The sequence below is a fragment of the Pseudomonas sp. NPDC087185 genome, assembly GCF_044744955.1.
Lineage (GTDB): Bacteria > Pseudomonadota > Gammaproteobacteria > Pseudomonadales > Pseudomonadaceae > Aquipseudomonas.
In genome coordinates, this window is the sequence record NZ_JBIUZK010000002.1 from 624360 (window position 1) to 642270 (window position 17911).

A 17911-nucleotide genomic window follows, 5' to 3' on the forward strand; every position below is an offset into this window, starting at 1 on the left:
GACTGAACCATGACCACGTTCCAACGTTTCCCCACCCAGGCACCGGCCGCCAACGTTGCGGCGCTCAAGGCGCGCATCGTGGCGCTGCTGCCGACCATCGCCGCGGGCGCCGCCCAGCGTGAACGCGAGCGCCAGTTGCCCTTTGATGCCATCGGCCAACTGGCCGCTGCCGGGTTGTATACCGTGCGCATTCCCGTTCAGTACGGCGGCCCGGGCGGCACGGTCAGCGATGTGATCGAGCTGCTGCTGCAGGTGGCTGCAGTCGACTCCAACGTCGCCCAGGCCCTGCGCCCAGGCTTTGCCTTTGTCGAAGGGCTGCTGGTGTCGCGTGCCGAAGGCGCAGAACAGGAGCGCGAACGCTGGTTCGCCCGCTACCTGGACGGCGCGGTCATCGGCAACGCGGGCTGGGAGCTGGGCGGTGCCAACGGTGCCATCGCGGCCCGCCTGGTACGCGAGGGCGAGCACTTCCGCGCCAATGGCAGCAAGTTCTACAGCACCGGCGCGTTGTTCGCCGATTACGTCAGCGCCGTGGCCCTGGACGAGGACGAACAGCCGGTGTCGTTCATCCTGCCGCGTGATCGCGAGGGCCTGGAGCTGGTCGACGACTTCGACGCCATGGGCCAGCGCCTGACCGCCAGCGGCACCACGCACCTGCGCAATGTGAAGGTCGAGGCCAGCGACATCCGCACCCGCACCGTGGAGGAGGGCAAACGCACGCTGGTGACGCCGTTCCTGCAACTGTTCCTGGGCACCGTGCTGGCGGGTATCGCCCGCAATGCGCTGAACGATGCCAGCCAGTTCGCCCGCGAGCACGCCCGCCCGATCAAGCACAGCACGGCCAGCCATTCGGTGGACGACCCTTATGTGGCGCTTTCGGTGGGTGATATTGCGGCCCGCGCCTATGGCGCTGAAGCGCTGGTGCTCAAGGCCGCTGCAGCCATCGACAAGGCCTGGGCCGCAGAACTGGACGAGGCCGCAGTCGAGCAGGCTGCCATCGAGGTGGCGCAGGCTCAGTACCTGGTCGCCGAACTGGCGCTCAAGGCCGCCGAGACGCTGTTCGACGTGGGTGGCGCCTCTACCACCGGCCGCCAGCACAACCTCGACCGCCACTGGCGCAACGCCCGCACCGTGGCCAACCACAACCCGCGCCAGTGGAAGGCGGCGGTGGTGGGCGCGTGGCAGCTCAAAGGCACCCGGCCACCTGTCTCGGGGCTGTTTTGACCGCACAGCCGGCCTTGCTGGCCGGCCATGTGCAGAGCCCCAAGGTGCCGGTGATCATCGGCGCCGCGCTGTTCATGGAGTTGCTCGACAGCACGGCGGTGATGACCGCGCTGCCGCAGATGGCCGCCGATTTTGGCGAGCCGGGCCTGCGCATGAACCTGGTGGTGTCGCTGTACATGCTGGCCCTGGCGTTGTGCGTGCCGCTCAGCGGTTGGGCCGCCGAGCGCTTTCGCCCGCGCCAGGTGATGCTGCTGGCGATGGGCCTGTTTACCTTCGCGTCACTGACCTGCGCCCTGGCCGATACGCTGTGGCAGCTGTGCCTGGGGCGCATGCTGCAGGGCGCTGCCGGGGCGCTGATGACCCCGGTGGGGCAGGTGATCATCCTGCGCTGGTCAAGCCGCGAGCAGCTGCTGCAGGCGATGTCCTGGCTGGCCTTGCCGGCGCTGGTCGGGCCCTTGATCGGGCCGTTGCTGGGCGGCTTGCTGGTGACGGTGCTGTCGTGGCACTGGATCTTCCTGGTCAACCTGCCCATCTGCCTGCTCGGTACCTGGCTGATCCTGCGCCATGTGCCGGACTACCCGGCACGCCCGGTGCCGCCGCTTGACCTGCGTGGCCTGCTGCTCAGTGGCGGGGCCTTGGCCATGCTGGTGTTCGGCCTGGAATCACTGGGCCTGGGGCAGTTGCCGCGGGCGTGGGCGCTGGCCCTGATCGCTGGCGGGCTGGCCTGCACGCTGGGCTACCTGGCGCATGCGCGGCGGCACCCCAATCCGCTGGTCGACCTGTCGTTGCTGCGCTTGCGCAGCTTCGGCGTGGCCCAGGCCGGTGGCGGGTTGTTTCGCCTCGGCTCGGCGGCGCAACCGTTCCTGATCGTGCTGCTGTTGCAGAATTGCCTGGGCATGAGCCCGCTGGCGGCCGGGTGGCTGGTGGTCAGTGGCGGTGTGGGCGCCTTGCTGATGAAGTTGCTGGCGGTGCCACTGGTGCGGCGCTACGGCTACCGCCGGGTGCTCAGTTGCAATGCGGTGCTCAGCGGCGTCGGCATTGCCTTGTGTGCCAGCTTCGACCTCGACACGGCGGTCTGGTTGATGGCCGTGGTGCTGTTTGCTGCAGGCCTGGTGCGTTCGCTGCAGTTTTCCACATTGGGCGCTGCCAGTTATCAGGATGTACCGGGTGAGCGCTCGGCGGCGGCCAGTTCGTTGTCGGCGATGTCGGTGCAGTTGACCATGGCCATGTCGGTCAGCCTGGCAGGCGTGCTGCTCGGCGTATTGGCCGGTGCAGATGGGCGCAGCGAAACCTCGGTGGCGGACATCGCCACGGTGATGCTGCTGTGCGCCGCGATGTGCGGGCTGTCCGGGGCGGTGTTTCGGCGTTTGGCGAACTGACGTATCGGATGACCGGTCGCGGGGCCCTGCGACCGCAGGCTACGCTCAGTACCTAAGAAACATTTCGCAACATTCACCCAGCACACCCTGAAGGATCACGTTCACCCGCTGTTGATGGAAGGCTGCGCTGGTTGGCAGGTCGCCCCATGGGGGGCCGGAAATCACGGGTTGTGGCAAGCACGCCCGTGCAACTCCAAGCGGAGGCTCATCATGCTCAAGAAATCCTTGTTGGCGTTGGCCATCGGCGCCGTGTTGTCGGCGTCGACAGCGCTGGTGCCTGACTCCATTGGCGGCGCGTCCAGTGCGTATGCGAAGGATGGTGGCGGTGGTGGTGGTGGCGGTGGTGGCCATGGTGGCGGAGGTGGCCATGGTGGCGGAGGTGGCGGTAGCGGTGGTGGCGGTCACGGTGGCGGAGGTGGTGGCAGCGGCGGTGGCAGCGGCGGTGGCAGCGGCGGTGGCGGTGGTCACGGCGGCAGTGGAGGCGGCAGTGGCAGTGGGCACAGTGGCGATGGCGGTGGCCATGCCAGCTCCGGCCGCGGAGAGAGTGGCCGCAATGGGGCTGATGATGGGGCCAACCATGAGGCCAACCACGAGGCCAATCATGCTGTGGGTGAAGCGCACGGTGTAGGGCATGGCGCTGATGATGGGGCCAATCATGATGTCGGGGATGATCATGGAGGTGATCGGACCTGATATTCACATAGCCTGCACCGGCCCCTTCGCGGGTAAACCCGCGAAGGGGCCGGCAGCCACGCTATGAATCTCAGATCGACAACCGCACGATCCGGTTGTCCACCACCTGCGGCTCCGGCCCCCGCCGCTTGTTCACCACCAGCTCGCCAATCGCAATCAGCCGGGTACGCGTGACATTGCGCGACAACCCCAGCAACTGTGCGGTATGCACCTGGTTGTAATGGCAGAAGTGGTACGCCGAGCGCAACAGCGCATTCTCGACCTTCTCGTACAAATCCCCAGGCTGTTCTTCATACAGCCGGCTGAACGCCTGCTGCAGCAAATCTTCCACGGCATTGCTCGCCGGTTCTTCTTCCTGTCGCTCCAGGCGCAGGTTGGACAGGCGCAGGTCCTGGGCCTGGACCAGGCCGTCGCCGCACGTCAGCAAGCTGTGATGAATCACGTTCTCCAGCTCGCGAATATTCCCCGGCCAGCTGTACTCCACCAGTTTGGCCTGGGCCTTGGGGCTCAGCTCCACTGGGCCATAGTTCAGCCGCTCACTGTAGGTGCGGATGAAGTGCCGGGCCAGTGGCAGGATGTCCCCCGGCCGGTCACGCAGGGGGTGCAACTGCAGGGTCACCACGTTCAGGCGGTAGTACAGGTCTTCGCGAAAGTGCCCGGCATTGATCGCCTTTTCCAGCTGCACATTGGTCGCCGCCAGCACCCGCACGTTGATCGGGAGGCTCTTGCGCGAGCCCAGGCGCACCACCTCGCGCTCCTGCAGCACGCGCAGCAGCTTGACCTGGATGGGCAGGGGCAAGTCACCGATTTCGTCGAGGAACAGCGTGCCGCCGTTGGCCTCCTCGAACCAGCCGGCCTTGGCCGCCAACGCGCCGGTGAAGGCGCCCTTTTCATGGCCGAACAGTTCGGCCTCGACCAGCGATTCGGAAAACGCGCCGCAGTTCACGGCAACGAACGGGCCGTTGCGCCGGCCGCTGAGATTATGAATATGGCGCGCGACCAGCTCCTTGCCCGTGCCGGTTTCGCCGATGATCAGGACGCTGGCCTCACTGGGGGCGACCTGTTGCAGGTGGGCGAGCAGCGCCTGCGACCTGGGGTCTTCGAAGACCTGTGCGGTCGCCCTGATCGAGGTAGCCAGTGTCGGTGACGGGGGGAGGGTCAGCAGTTGCATGGGCGATCCTTAGGAATAGAAGGATGGGGCAGGGCGCTTGCCGCTGAGGGCCCACTCGCCGAGCTCGTGGATACGGTAATCCACCGGATCGTGCAGGGTTTGAGTCCTCAGGTTGCGCCAGTGGCGATCAAAGCGCAGCGAGGCGTGGGTGGCGCGGGCGCCGGTCACCTCGAACAATCGGTTGCAGATGTCCAGGCCGTGGCGGGTAGCGGCGACCTTGGCGGTGCCGATGGCCAGGGCCAGGTCGCCGCGCGCCTCGGCGGTCAGCGCTTGCTCCTTGGCCCAGGCACTGTCGAGCTGGTTGGCGGCGCGCTCGATCAACAGCCGTACGCTCTCCAGGCCGACCCAGAATTCGCCGTAATGGCGCAGCACGTAAGGGTCCTCGGCGGTGGTGGCGGCGCTGGAGCGGAACCACGGCCGGCTTTCCTTGAGGGTGTATTGGCGCGCCTCCTCGAAGGCGCCTTCGGCGATGCCGAGGAACAGGTTGGCAAAATGCAGCTGGGCGATCAGTGGGCGCAGGGCAGCGAACGGGGTGCTCAGCGGGCCTGGGTCGAGCAGCAGCTCGTTGTGTTCGACCCGCACCCGTTCGAAGGTGGCGCTGCCACTGTCGGTCTGGCGCTGGCCGATGTTGTTCCAGTCGTTGTGCAGGGTGATGCCGGTGCGCCCGCTGGGGATCGCGGCGATCAGCAGCTTGCCACCGGCGCGTTCGTCCACCGCCGAGGCAATCAGCATTTCCGAGTCGCTGGCGCCGGAGCAGAAGCTCTTCTTGCCAGAAAACTCGCACCAGCCCTCGAAGTGCTTGACCACCGTGCGGGTGTCCAGCGGGTTGAGGGCATTGCCCCAGAACCAGTGTTTGCGCGCGGTCTGCTCGAACCACGGCTGCCACTGGTCGGGGCGTGCAAACAGGCGCACGGTGGCCAGCATCAGGTGATGGAAGCCGAACACGTGGGCGATGGAGCTGTCGACGCGGGCGAACTCGCGCACCACCTCGAAGGTGTCGCGCCAACTGGCGCCCTGGCCGCCGAAGGCCTGCGGGATCGCCAGCGACAGCAGGCCGCTGGCGCGCAGTGCATCGCGCTCGGCCTTGGGGCTGCCGCCGCGCTCGTCGCGCTCGACGGCGGTCTGGGCGAACTGCCCGGCCAGCTCGCGGGCAATGGCCAGGGCAGTGCGCTGGGCAGGGGTTACAGATGCATTCATGGCCGCTCCTCAAGCGCTCTTGCGCAGCGCGTGGTGGGCGCCGAACAGGGGCACGGCGCGCTCGGCGGCCAGGCGGATGCGGGCACTCAAGGCGTCGCTGGACACGCGGTAGTCGGCCAGCTCGGCCTGGCTTGCGTACACGCCGATCGGCAGAGTCAGGGCCTGCAGGAAGCTGAACAGCGGGCGCAACTGGTGATCGAGCACCAGCGCGTGGCGTTCGCTGCCGCCGGTTGCAGCGAGCAGCACCGGGGTGTCGACCAGCGCGTCCTGGCCGATCAGGTCGAACAGGTGCTTGAAGTGGCCGGGGAAGCTGCCGCGGTAGACCGGTGTGGCGACGATCAGCAGGTCGGCCTTCTCCACCAGGCGCAGCTGTTGCTCCACGGTTTCTGGCAATTCGCTGCGCCACAGCGCGCCACCCAGGGGCCGGGCGATGTCACCCAGCTCGATCAGGTGCGGCTTGATGTTCAGGTGCTGGCCCAGTTCGGCAAGGATCGCCTCGGTCAGGGTGAGGGTGCGCGAAGGGCGGGCGGTGCCGCCGGACAAGGCGACGACGTTCAGTGGGGCGCTCATGGCAGGTCTCCGGTTGAATAAGCGGGACTTTGCTTGAGCAATCGTCGTGCCGAATTTGAATACTGTTAGTGATCAACAGGTTGCGCTGTTTTCAGGGCCGCGACCGGTGTTGCCTTGTGGGCGTTGAGTGTTGACCAGGTGTTGCGCTGCAGACAGTTGGCCAGGTGTTGGCGGCTGTACAGTGAGGAGAGTTATAGAGGGTTTATGGCTATTAAAAAAAGAATAAGAATTTATATTCTTATGCTCTTTTCTGTTTTGGTCGGCGTTGCCCGTGCGCACAGGGAACCGACCCTCTCGCGGGCATACGCGCTTTCACAGAGGCCGCAGTCCTCCCTACAGGCTTGCCTCGACCTTGGCGGCGGCATCGGCAGGCAACCAGGCCTTCCACACCTGCGGGTTGTTGCGCATGAAGGCCTTTGCCGCTTTCTCGGGGGCCAGGCGTTTATCGCTCATCTCGGCCAGGGCCTTGTTCAGGCGGTCAATCGGCAGGTCGACTTTTTCGAACACCGTCACCAGCTCCGGGTATTGGTCACGAAACGCCTTGGAAACACCGATCGACAGCTTGGCCGGCAATGACCGGCTACCCCGCGGGGCCTGATTCTTCGGGTCGGTGAGGGTGGCCCAGGCTTGGGCATCGAAAGGCGGCTCCTGCAGCCGCACCAGGTCGTGACGGCCCATCAGCGGGGTCGGGCTCCAGTAGTAGAACAGCACCGGTTTTCGGCGGCGGATGGCCGACTCCACTTCTGCGTCCAGCGCCGCGCCCGTACCGCTGCGGAAGTTGTTGTACAGGCCATCGAGCCCATAGGCCTTGAGCTTCTGGCTGTTGACGATTTCCGACGTCCAGCCGCTGGGGCTGTTGAGGAAGCGGCCTTTGCCTGGCGCTTCAGGGTCGCTGAACACCTGGGGGTAACGCTTGAGGTCGTCGACACTGCGCAGGTCTGGCGCCAACGCCTCCAGCTTGCGGGCCGGATCGCCCTTGATCACGTAGGCCGGCACCCACCAGCCTTCTTCGGCGTTCTTTACCGTGTCGCCCAGGGCGAATACCTGGCCCGCCTGCTCGGCCTTGACCCAGGCGGGGCTGCGCCCGGCCCATTGTTCGGCGACCACCTGCAGGTCATTGCGCGCCAGCGCCACTTCCATGCTCACGGTGCTGCCGGGGAGGGTGTCGGTGGGGTAGCCGTAACCGTGCTCGACGATCAGGCGCAGGATTTCGGTGGTCAGTGCACCGCTTTCCCAGTTGATGGCGCCAAAGTGGATGGGCGTGCGTTGCTCCGTCGAGGCGGCGCTGGCCAGGCCCAGGGTGAGCAGCAGGCTGACCAGCAACGTTGCAATCTTCTTCATCGGGACCTCGTCGGTTGCCGCGCAGGGCTGCAGGCAAGTGTAGCCGACGAGGTGTACAGGGCAGCGGGGCCCGCACGAGGCCCCGCATGCTCAGACGCGGAACTGGTCCATCAACGCCTGCTGCTGGTTGGCCAGGCTGTTCAGCGACTGGCTGACCCGCGCCGACTCGTTGGCCTGGCCCGATAGCGACTCGGTCACGTCGCGGATGGTCGCGACATTGCTGTTGATCTCTTCGGCCACCGCGCTTTGTTCCTCGGCGGCCGACGCGATCTGCAGGTTCATATCGCTGATCACGGTCACGGCCTGGCCGATACGCTGCAGCGCAGTGACCGCCTGGCCGACCTGCTCGACACCGCCCTGGGCCTGGCGGTGGCTGTTGTCCATGGCCCCGACCACTTCGCGGGTGCCGGCCTGCAGGGCTTCGATGACCTGGCGGGTTTCTTCCACCGACTCCTGGGTGCGCTGCGCCAGGTTGCGCACTTCGTCGGCGACCACGGCAAAGCCACGGCCTGCCTCACCGGCGCGGGCGGCTTCGATGGCGGCGTTGAGCGCCAGCAGGTTGGTCTGTTCGGCGATCGAACGGATCACTTCCAGCACCGAGCCGATCTTCTCGCTGTTCTGCGCCAGGCCCTCGACTTCGGCCATCGCATTGCTCATGTCGGCGGCCAGGGCGTCGATGCTGCGGGTGGTACGGTCGATCACCGCCAGGCCTTCACGGGTGGCCTGGTCGGCATCGCGTGCGGCCTGCGCAGCCTGGGAGGCGCTGCGGGCAACGTCCTGGGCGGTGGCGCTCATTTCGTGCGAGGCGGTGGCCACCTGGTCGACCTGGCGGTACTGCTGCTCCATGCCGGCGCTGGTTTCGGTGGCAATCGCCGAAGACTGGTCGGCGGTGCCGCGCGCAGCTTGCACCGAGCGTTTGACCTCGGCGATGGTCGGTTGCAGCTTGTCCAGGAAGCGGTTGAACCAGCCGGCCAATTCGCCGAGCTCGTCGCCCTTGTCGTAGGTCAGGCGGCGGGTCAGGTCGCCTTCGCCGCTGGCGATGTCTTTGAGCATCGCCGCCACGCCGAGGATCGGCCGGGTCACGCCACGCGCCATCAGCCATACCAGCAGCAGGCCGGCGATCGCCGCGGCCAGGCCCAGGCCCAACTCCAGCAGGGTGCCACTGGTGTTCAGGGCATCGAGTTCCTGCTTGAGGGCTTCGGCCGGGCCGGTCAGGGCGTTTTCCGGCACATCCAGCAGCACGCCCCAGGGTTGCGCGCCGGGGATAGGCTGGAAGGCGGCGAGCACCTTCAGGCGTTGCTGGTCGTGGTGCACGGTCAATTTGCCTTCAGCCAGCGTGCGCACCAGTTCGGCGCCTTTGCTGCTGTCGACCTGGTCGAAGCGCTGGGCCAGCTTGCCGGCGTCGGCGCTGTAGCCGGCCAGCAGGCCCACCGGGCTGAGGATGCCAACCGTGGTGCGGCCGTCGTACAGGCTGCGGCTGGCCTCCTGGCTCAGGGCCTGCAGGCTGTTGAGGTTGATGTCGATGGACAGGGTGGCGATCACCTTGCCGTCGACCGCCAGCGGGAACACGATGCTGGTCATCAGCACGCGCTGGCCGTCGATGCCGTAGAAGTACGGCTCCACCACACAGACCTTGCCGCTGCTGCGTGGGCATACCCACCAGGTGTTGGCGGGCTGGCCGCTGGGGCCGATCTCGGTGTTGGCCATGTCGTGCTCGGGCAGGGCCATGGCGGTCAGCTGGCCGGCACGCGGTTGCGACCAGTACAGGGCGAAACGCCCGGTTTCGTTGCTGCCCAGCTCCGCCTGGCCGGTGAACAGGCTGTCCTTGTTGTCCAGGGCATTGGGTTCGAACACCAGCGACAGGCCCAGCAGGTCGGGGTTGGCCTGCAGTGCGGCGCGCACCTGGCGGGTCATGTCCTCACGCAGGTCGTAGGCATCGAGGAAGCGCTTTTCCGCTTGTTCGCGCAGGAACAGCACCTGGCGGGCGAACCCGGCGCCGTACTGGTAGGCATCCATGAACTGGCGGCGGATGTTCAGGGCCTGGACTTCGCCTTGCGACTCGATGCGCGCCTGCGCCGCCTCGCTGAGCATCTGCATGCTGCTGGCCTTCACCAGGTCCGAGCTGTGGTCCATGCGGTACAGGGAAAGACCGACGAGCAGGGTGACGATGGCGGCCAGGCACAGACCGGCGAGCAGGGTGATCTTCCACTGGATGGAAAGTTGTCGCAAAGGCATGAGGGGAAATCCCTTTTTTTGGCAGTAAGGGTTTGGCTTGGGACCTGAGCAGGCATAAGCCCGCCAATCATCACGCTATGTCGGCGAGTTGAAATTTTTCTTTATTCAAACATTCAATTTAAATTTCTGGCCTGCGTAATCCGCCGCAACATGGCGCTTTTGACATCTGCCCCCCACTGCTGCAGAGTGCGCGCTTTTTTGTCTGCAGCTAGAGGTAAGCCAAACCATGAATGCAGTGATTGCCGCAGTCGGCATCATGCTGATACTCAGCCTGTCGCGCGTGCACGTGGTCATCGCCCTGATCATCGGCGCGCTGGCCGGCGGCCTGGTCGGTGGCCTGGGTATCGAGGGCACGCTCAAGGCCTTCAACGGCGGCCTGGGCGGTGGCGCCACGGTGGCGCTGTCGTATGCCTTGCTTGGCGCCTTCGCCGTCGCCATCGCCAAGTCGGGCCTGGCACACGCCCTGGCCGACCGAGCCCTGGCGATGATCGACCGCCAGGGCCACGCCAATGGCGGCAAGGTCAAATGGCTGCTGATTGGCCTGATGCTGGTGGTGGCGGTGTCGTCGCAAAACATCCTGCCCATCCACATCGCCTTCATTCCGCTGCTGGTGCCGCCGCTGCTGTACGTGCTGACTCGCCTGCGCATCGACCGCCGGCTGATCGCCTGCGTGATCACCTTTGGCCTGATCACACCGTACATGTTCCTGCCGGTGGGCTTTGGCAACATCTTCCTCAACGAGATCCTGCTGGCCAACGTCGCCCGCGCCGGCGTCGACGTCAGTGGCGTGAACGTTACCCACGCCATGGCCATTCCGGCGGCGGGCATGCTGGTGGGGCTTTTGCTGGCGGTGTTCATCAGCTACCGCAAGAAACGTGACTACGACCTGGCGCGCATCGAGCAAGTCGAGCAGGTCAGCGTCCAGTACAACCCGATGACCCTGCTGGTGGCGGGGTTGGCGATCGCCTCGGCGTTCATCGTGCAGCTGTGGCTGGACTCGATGATCATCGGCGCCATGGTCGGTTTCCTGATCTTCTCGTTGTCGGGCATCGTGCGCTGGAAGGACACCGACGACCTGTTCACCGAAGGCATGAAGATGATGGCCATGATCGGCTTCATCATGATCGCCGCCTCGGGCTTTGCCGATGTGATGAAGGCCACGGGCGAGGTCAAGAGCCTGGTGGAAACCTCGGCGCAATGGATCGACCACAGCAAGGGCATTGGCGCCTTGCTGATGCTGCTGGTGGGCTTGCTGGTGACCATGGGCATTGGCTCGTCGTTCTCGACGGTGCCGATTCTGGCTGCGATCTTCGTGCCGTTGTGCGTGCAGCTGGGCTTCGACCCGCTGGCCACGGTGTGCATCGTCGGCACAGCCGGTGCCTTGGGCGATGCGGGGTCGCCGGCATCGGACTCGACCCTGGGGCCGACGTCGGGGCTAAACGTCGATGGCCAGCACCACCACATCTGGGACACCGTGGTGCCGACCTTCATCCATTACAACCTGCCATTGCTGGCGTTTGGCTGGCTGGCGGCGATGACGCTGTAAGGCGTCAGCCCTTGTCGGGTGGCGGGGAAATGCTGTTGAGAACGGTGCTGCCGTCCTTGCTGCGGGTCAGGTAGATCGGCAGCACCTTGGGCAGGTTATCCACCAGGCGTGCGACTTCGCGGGTGTTGTAGATCCCGCTGATGCGAATGCGCCCGGTGCTGGCATCGGCCAGCAGCAGCGGGGCATCGAGGTAGCGGTTGATCACTGGCAGGGCCTGGTCGAGGCTGAGGTTGTCGAGCACCAGCTTGCCGCTGCGCCAGGCCAGGCTGTTGGCATAATCGTCGCTTTCGGCCAGGTGTGGCTCGAAGTCGCCAATACGATAGCTGGCCTGCATGCCAGGCCCCAGGCGATAACCACCGGTGCTGCCATCGCTGCTCACCAGCACTGAGCCTTGCACCAGGGTGACCTTGACCTGGTCCTGGTACTTCCAGACGTTGAACTGGGTGCCCGTGACGCGGGTCTGGCCGTGGCCTGCGCGGACGATGAAGGGGTGTTCGCTGTCATGCTTGACCGTGAAGAACGCTTCGCCACGCTTGAGCGTGACCTGGCGCTGGTCCTTGTAGTTGAAATAGGTCAGTTCGGTGTTGAGGTTGAGCTCGACCGAGCTGCCGTCGCTCAGCTGCACGGTCTGCGCCCGATCACCGGCTTCAACGTGCTGGTAGTGGTTGGGCAGCCAGCCTTGTTCCCAGCCAACCCAGCCCGCCAGCGGCAGTACCAGCAGGGCAATGGCCGCGGCCGAGGCCATGGGCCGCCACTGGCGTGGCCGCCTCACCTGGCGTGCAGGGGGGTTGAAGTCGATGACCGTGGCATTGCGCGGCAGCAGGTCGGCGGTTTGCCAGATCTCCAGCATCGCCTGGTACTCGTCGCCATGGCGCTTGTCCGCTGCCAGCCAGCGGGCGAACGCCTCGCGCTCGACCACCGTGCAATCTTCGGCGTGCAAGCGCATGCACCAATGCGCGGCGGCGTCGGTGATGGCATCGTCTGGGCTGGGGGCGAGGGGGTCGTGGTTCATTGCGGCTCCGGGTTTTGCGCATTCTACCCCTTGCAAGGGGGTCCCGAGAACCGAGGTAATGGCGAATGACTATCAGTTATGCAGGTTTTTCGTCGGTTTCGCTAGGGTTTTTCCGCGTTTGAGAACGCTTCGCGGGCATATATGCGTAAGAGCGAGGGTGGCCTGGAGAACACGCCCCCATCATGATTATTTACATAGCCCCCTAATGAAGTCTTTGACATTCACTGCCTAGGCAGTAATATTTTTATACAATTGCCCGAGCCGATGCCGATGTCCCATTTCACCCCGGAAAACTTCCAGTCCTGCGCCATCGGCATGCTGCTGGGCCGTGCGGCGATTCTCAAGGACCGCATTCTCGACTGGCACCTCGAATCAGAGGGCGTCACCGCCGCGCAGTTCAAGGTGCTGATCATCGTCACCCAGTACCAGGTGGATACCCCGGCCGAGCTGTGCCGCTACCTGGGCCTGGACAGCGGTTCGATGACCCGCATGCTCGACCGCCTCGAGCAGAAGGGGCTGATGGTGCGCAACCGCTGCGCCGATGACCGCCGCCAGGTACGCCTGGCCCTGACCGCCGATGGCCAGCGCCTGGCCGACCGCTTGCCGGAGATCGGCGCGGCGGCGATGAACGAACTGGTCGGCGTGCTCCAGCCCGACGAGCTGAAGGCCCTCGAAGGCCTGCTGGCCAAGGTCCTGCTCGGTGCCGGCGACCCCCTGACGATCCGCCGCTTCGGCGATCGTTGATCCCTGTTACGCATTTTCCAAGGTATTGCCATGGCCACTCCCGCAGACACCTCAACTCCCTCCGCCGCACCGGAACCGTCGCGCAAGCGCAAAGCATGGCTGCTCGGCCTGCTGCTGGTGGTGCTGCTTGCCGGCGCTGGCGCCTGGGCCTGGTACAGCCTGATCGGGCGCTGGCACGAGAGCACCGACGACGCCTACGTCAACGGCAACGTGGTGGAAATCACCCCGCTGGTCACCGGAACTGTCACCAGCATCGGCGCCGATGATGGCGACCTGGTGCACGCCGGCCAGGTGCTGCTGCAGTTCGACCCGGCCGACAGCGAGGTGGCCCTGCAGGCCGCCGAAGCCAAGCTTGCGAAGACCGTGCGCCAGGTGCGTGGCCTGTACAGCAACGTCGACTCGCTCAAGGCCCAATTGCAGACGCGCCAGGCCGAGCTGCAAAAAGCCCAGCAGAACTACAACCGGCGCAAGGTGCTGGCCGACAGCGGCGCGATTGCCGCGGAAGAAATCTCCCACTCGCGCGATGATCTGACCGTGGCCCAGGCCGCCGTGAACAGCGCCCGTCAGCAGCTCAACACCAGCACCGCGCTGGTCGACGACACCGTGGTTTCGTCGCACCCCGAGGTGATGGCCGCCGCCGCCGACTTGCGCCAGGCCTACCTCGACCACGCGCGTACCACCCTGGTGGCGCCGGTGACCGGTTACGTCGCCAAGCGCACCGTGCAGTTGGGCCAGCGCCTGCAGCCGGGCACCGCGACCATGGCGGTGATCCCGCTGGACGAGGTGTGGATCGACGCCAACTTCAAGGAAACCCAGCTGCGCGACATGCGCATCGGCCAGCCGGTGGAAATCAGCGCCGACCTGTACGGCAGCGAGGTCAAGTACAGCGGCACGGTCGACAGCCTGGGTGCCGGTACCGGCAGCGCATTCGCCCTGCTGCCGGCGCAGAATGCCACCGGCAACTGGATCAAGATCGTCCAGCGCGTACCGGTGCGTATTCACCTGAGCCCTGACCAGCTCAAGGAGCATCCGCTGCGCATCGGCCTGTCCACCGTGGTCGAGGTCGACCTGCACGACCAGAGCGGCCCGGCCTTGGCCCAGCAGCCACCGCAGCAGGCCAGCTACACCACCCAGGTGTACGACCGCCAGCTGGTTGAGGCTGACGACCTGATCGCCCGGCTGATCCACGACAACAGCGCCACCGGCAAGACGGCGCAACGATGAGCAACAACGCTGCGGCGCAGTTCACCCCGCCGAGCCTGCTGCTGACCACCATCGGCCTGTCGCTGGCGACCTTCATGCAGGTGCTCGACACCACCATCGCCAACGTGGCGCTGCCGACCATTTCCGGCAACCTGGGGGTGAGTTACGAGCAGGGCACTTGGGTGATCACCTCGTTCGCGGTGAGCAACGCCATCGCCTTGCCGCTGACCGGCTGGCTCAGCCGGCGTTTTGGCGAGGTGAAGCTGTTCATCTGGGCCACGCTGCTGTTCGTGCTGGCGTCGTTCCTGTGCGGCATTGCCCAGTCGATGCCGGAGCTGGTCGGCTTTCGGGTCTTGCAGGGCGTGGTGGCCGGGCCGTTGTACCCGATGACCCAGACGTTGCTGATTGCCGTGTACCCGCCGGCCAAGCGGGGGATGGCGCTGGCGTTGCTGGCGATGGTCACGGTGGTGGCGCCGATTGCCGGGCCGATCCTCGGTGGCTGGATCACCGACAGCTACAGCTGGCCGTGGATCTTCTTCATCAACGTGCCGATCGGCCTGTTCGCCGCCGCCGTGGTGCGCCAGCAGATGCGTACGCGCCCGGTGGTCACCAGCCGCCAGCCGATGGACTACATCGGCCTGCTGACGTTGATCGTCGGGGTTGGCGCGTTGCAGGTGGTGCTCGACAAGGGCAATGACCTGGACTGGTTCGAGTCGTCGTTCATCATCGTCGGCAGCCTGATCTCGGTGGTGTTCCTGGCGATCTTCATCATCTGGGAGCTGACCGACCGGCACCCGGTGGTCAATTTGCGGTTGTTCGCGCACCGCAATTTCCGCATCGGCACCATCGTGCTGGTGGGCGGTTATGCCGGGTTCTTCGGCATCAACCTGATCCTGCCGCAATGGCTGCAGACGCAGATGGGCTACACCGCCACCTGGGCGGGCCTGGCAGTGGCGCCCATTGGACTGTTGCCGGTGATCATGTCGCCGTTCGTGGGCAAGTACGCGCACCGGTTCGACTTGCGGGTACTGGCGGGGCTGGCGTTTCTGGCGATCGGCACCAGTTGCTTCATGCGTGCGGGTTTCACCAACGAGGTGGACTTCCAGCACATTGCCCTGGTGCAATTGTTCATGGGCATTGGCGTGGCGCTGTTCTTCATGCCGACCTTGAGCATCCTGCTGTCGGACCTGCCGCCACAGCAGATTGCCGATGGCTCGGGGCTGGCGACCTTCCTGCGCACGCTGGGGGGTAGCTTTGCGGCGTCGCTGACCACGTGGATCTGGATCCGCCGGGCTGACCAGCACCATGCTTACCTGAGCGAGCACATCAGCCAGTACGACCCGGCGACGCGGCATACGCTGGAGCAACTGAGCGGTGCCAGCCCGCAGAGCTATGCGCAGTTGGAGCAGATACTCAATGGGCAGGCGTACATGATGTCGACGGTGGATTACTTCACCTTGATGGGGTGGATATTTGCCGGGTTGATTCTGCTGGTGTGGCTGGCCAAACCGCCGTTTACCGCGAAGGCGGGGCCGGCGTCGGCAGGGCATTAAGCCTGTGCGGCTCCTGAACTAGCGCGCTTGAAAGCAAAACCTAAGCAGAGCAGCGGCAAAACAGAAGCAGAGCAACAGGGGCGGTGGTGGCAAATTGCATCAATGTGCGCAACGGCTGGTATCGCCCTTGTCCGCCGGTGCCTTGCGCCAGGCGGCCAGGACGGTCGCCAGCACGATCAGCGCGGCCCCCACCGCCATGCGCAGGGTCGGTTGGTCACCGAACAGCCACCAGGCGCCGAGGATCGCGTACACCGGCTCCAGCGCGATGATCATGCCGGCCGTGCGCGCTTCGAGGCCCTCCAGGCTCTTGACGAAGAGGAACTGCGACAGCCCGGTGCAGAACACGCCCAGCAGCGCCAGGTTGACCCAGTCGTTGCCGCTCAAGCTGGTGCTGGCCAGGTGGGTGAAGGCGAACGGCGCCACCAGCGCGGCTACCACCACGTTCTGCCAAAACGCCACCTGCATGGCGTTCATGCTCGACGCATTGCGGCGGTTGGCCACGGTCAACACCGCGAACGCCAGGCCCGAGCCCAAGCCCCAGATCAGGCCGATGGTGCCGCTGTCGAGCAGGTCGAAGGAGGGCACCACCATCACCAGGCCAGCGGTAACCATCAGCAACAGCAAGCCCTGCACGGCACCGATGCGCTGGCCGAACACGCCGCGTTCGATCATCGCAATTAAGGCAGGAAAGCTGGCGAAGCCCAAGGTGGCTACAGCCACGCCGCCGACCTTGACGGCAATGAAGAAAGTTACCCAATGGGTGGCCAGCAGCGCGCCGGTCAGGCCGAGGGTCGGCAGGTTGCGCAGGGTCAGTGCATCGAGCAGGCGGGTGCCCTTGAGCCCGGCGACAAAACCCAGGGCAATGAAGGCGAAGGTGGCGCGGCCGAAGGTGATGATGCTGGCATCGGCCTCGATCAAGTGACCGAGAATACCGGTCAGGCCGAACAGCACAGCGGCGATGTGTGCAACGCACAGCGCGTTACGGTGGCCGGTGGCAGCACCGGCTACGGGGATTGAAGTCGCGATCATGGCAGTCAAGTCTTCACAATGTGGCGCGCGCAAACACTCCCGGCTGGCGCGGCGCGGGTCTCTGATACTGGGAGTTTTATCGTTATGAGCCCGGACGAATTGCCCGGTGCAAAAAGGCGCCACAGCGTTGGAGTTGTGAAGCGAGGCTGCTTACTCGCAAATACCGCGTCGGCCAGCCCACGGCGCGGGGCTGGTCAACGCGTGTATTATTTTTGTATACAGCATGGTGAAGCCGATCACGGGCGACGTGTGCTTGTCTGATTGCGACATCGCTTGTTGCTGCGCCGCGCCGCCCTACTCGTCGCCGTAGTTCATGATCGACAGCAGGCGGATCGGAACCTGTACCAGTTGCTCCGGCCCGTGCGGGGTTTCACCATCGAAGGTCAGGCTGTCGCCGGCCTGCATGCGGTAGAGCTGGTTACCGTGGCGGTACACCAGTTCACCCTCCAGCAAATGCAGGAACTCCGTGCCTGGGTGGGCGAAGGTTGGAAACTCCTCGCTGGCGTCGTCCATGCTCACCATGTACGCCTCGAAGTTCTTCTTCGGCCCCCTGGCGTGATTGAGCAAGTGGTAGGTATGGCCCTTCTCGGTGCCGCGGCGCACTACCTCTAGGCCTTCACCTGCCTTGACCAGCAGCGCGTTGCCGTCGGGCTGGTCGTACTGGCTGAACAGCTTGGCCATGGGCATGCCCAGCACGTCACACAGGCGGCTGAGGGTGTCGAGGCTGGTAGACACCTGGGCGTTCTCGATCTTGCTCAGCATCCCTTGGCTGATGCCGGCAGTGCGCGCCACATCGGCAAGCTTGAGGGACTGGGCCTGGCGCTGGCGCTTGATCTGCAAGCCCAGGTACTGCTCCAGGCGAAGGCGCGGTTCGGTTTCGGTCGGCATCGAATGTCCTGCACGGTTTCAGTTCAAGAATAAAATTTTCGCACTGAGAAAGTGCTGCGCGGGGGTACGTCGACCACTTGTTTCCTCAGGTGAAAACAAGTTTCCCATATCTTCAGGCCCCTGTGGGAG

General features: G+C 65.2%; 15 protein-coding genes. 6 read left to right on the plus strand and 9 right to left on the minus strand.

All coding sequences use genetic code 11. The annotated features are described in order from the left end of the window. The first annotated feature begins 9 nt into the window (after window positions 1-9). Together ACIPIJ_RS08380 and ACIPIJ_RS08385 are read left to right on the plus strand one after the other, a co-directional pair. Window positions 10-1221: an acyl-CoA dehydrogenase family protein gene (locus ACIPIJ_RS08380; RefSeq protein WP_401074855.1), complete on the plus strand. Its 1212-nt coding sequence runs from the start codon at window positions 10-12 to the stop codon at window positions 1219-1221. Beyond that, window positions 1218-2600, plus strand: a complete 1383-nt coding sequence (locus ACIPIJ_RS08385; RefSeq protein WP_401074858.1) for an MFS transporter — start codon at window positions 1218-1220, stop codon at window positions 2598-2600. The genes ACIPIJ_RS08380 and ACIPIJ_RS08385 overlap by 4 nt, the downstream gene beginning before the upstream one ends. A gap of 45 nt (window positions 2601-2645) precedes the next feature. Here ACIPIJ_RS08385 and ACIPIJ_RS08390 read toward each other — a convergent pair whose 3' ends face one another. The 6 genes from ACIPIJ_RS08390 to ACIPIJ_RS08415 form a co-directional block, all read right to left on the minus strand. Next, complete coding sequence (locus tag ACIPIJ_RS08390; RefSeq protein ID WP_401074861.1) at window positions 2646-3275, minus strand: hypothetical protein; 630 nt, start codon at window positions 3273-3275, stop codon at window positions 2646-2648. Window positions 3276-3363: 88 nt separating this feature from the next. After that, window positions 3364-4464: a sigma54-dependent transcriptional activator SfnR gene (gene sfnR, locus ACIPIJ_RS08395; RefSeq protein ID WP_401074863.1), complete on the minus strand. Its 1101-nt coding sequence runs from the start codon at window positions 4462-4464 to the stop codon at window positions 3364-3366. Between the two features lie 9 nt (window positions 4465-4473). After that, window positions 4474-5661 carry an acyl-CoA dehydrogenase family protein gene (locus tag ACIPIJ_RS08400; RefSeq protein ID WP_401074864.1) on the minus strand — a complete coding sequence of 396 codons (1188 nt, stop codon included), beginning with the start codon at window positions 5659-5661 and terminating at the stop codon, window positions 4474-4476. A gap of 9 nt (window positions 5662-5670) precedes the next feature. Then, window positions 5671-6231, minus strand: coding sequence for an FMN reductase (gene msuE, locus ACIPIJ_RS08405; RefSeq protein WP_401074865.1), 561 nt, complete (start codon window positions 6229-6231; stop codon window positions 5671-5673). A gap of 333 nt (window positions 6232-6564) precedes the next feature. Beyond that, on the minus strand, window positions 6565-7572 hold the full coding sequence (locus ACIPIJ_RS08410; protein ID WP_401074866.1) for an ABC transporter substrate-binding protein: 1008 nt from the start codon (window positions 7570-7572) through the stop codon (window positions 6565-6567). A 90-nt stretch (window positions 7573-7662) separates the two neighbouring features. After that, entirely contained in the window at window positions 7663-9807 is a 2145-nt protein-coding gene (locus tag ACIPIJ_RS08415) for a methyl-accepting chemotaxis protein (protein ID WP_401074868.1), read from the minus strand. Between the two features lie 226 nt (window positions 9808-10033). Here ACIPIJ_RS08415 and ACIPIJ_RS08420 point away from each other — a divergent pair, with 226 nt between their 5' ends. Next, a complete protein-coding gene (locus tag ACIPIJ_RS08420) occupies window positions 10034-11353 on the plus strand; it encodes a Na+/H+ antiporter family protein (protein WP_401074869.1) in 1320 nt (439 codons plus the stop codon). 4 nt (window positions 11354-11357) lie between these two features. Here the strand turns inward: ACIPIJ_RS08420 and ACIPIJ_RS08425 are convergent, their stop codons facing one another. Next, a complete protein-coding gene (locus ACIPIJ_RS08425) occupies window positions 11358-12365 on the minus strand; it encodes a FecR family protein (protein ID WP_401074871.1) in 1008 nt (335 codons plus the stop codon). A 270-nt stretch (window positions 12366-12635) separates the two neighbouring features. On the opposite strand from ACIPIJ_RS08425, the gene ACIPIJ_RS08430 reads away from it, so the two are divergent. The 3 genes from ACIPIJ_RS08430 to ACIPIJ_RS08440 are packed head-to-tail and all read left to right on the plus strand — an operon-like array spanning window position 12636 to window position 15865. Next, window positions 12636-13109 carry a MarR family winged helix-turn-helix transcriptional regulator gene (locus ACIPIJ_RS08430; protein WP_401074873.1) on the plus strand — a complete coding sequence of 158 codons (474 nt, stop codon included), beginning with the start codon at window positions 12636-12638 and terminating at the stop codon, window positions 13107-13109. 30 nt (window positions 13110-13139) lie between these two features. Beyond that, window positions 13140-14333 (plus strand): HlyD family efflux transporter periplasmic adaptor subunit, encoded by a 1194-nt coding sequence (locus tag ACIPIJ_RS08435; protein ID WP_401074875.1) that lies wholly within the window; start codon window positions 13140-13142, stop codon window positions 14331-14333. Beyond that, complete coding sequence (locus ACIPIJ_RS08440; protein ID WP_401074877.1) at window positions 14330-15865, plus strand: DHA2 family efflux MFS transporter permease subunit; 1536 nt, start codon at window positions 14330-14332, stop codon at window positions 15863-15865. Before ACIPIJ_RS08435 ends, ACIPIJ_RS08440 begins: the two co-directional genes overlap by 4 nt. A 99-nt stretch (window positions 15866-15964) precedes the next feature. On the opposite strand, the gene ACIPIJ_RS08445 is transcribed toward ACIPIJ_RS08440, so the two are convergent. Both ACIPIJ_RS08445 and ACIPIJ_RS08450 read right to left on the minus strand, forming a co-directional pair. After that, window positions 15965-16894: a DMT family transporter gene (locus ACIPIJ_RS08445; protein WP_401074878.1), complete on the minus strand. Its 930-nt coding sequence runs from the start codon at window positions 16892-16894 to the stop codon at window positions 15965-15967. Between the two features lie 294 nt (window positions 16895-17188). Then, window positions 17189-17782, minus strand: coding sequence for a helix-turn-helix domain-containing protein (locus ACIPIJ_RS08450; protein ID WP_401074880.1), 594 nt, complete (start codon window positions 17780-17782; stop codon window positions 17189-17191). Window positions 17783-17911 lie beyond the last annotated feature (129 nt).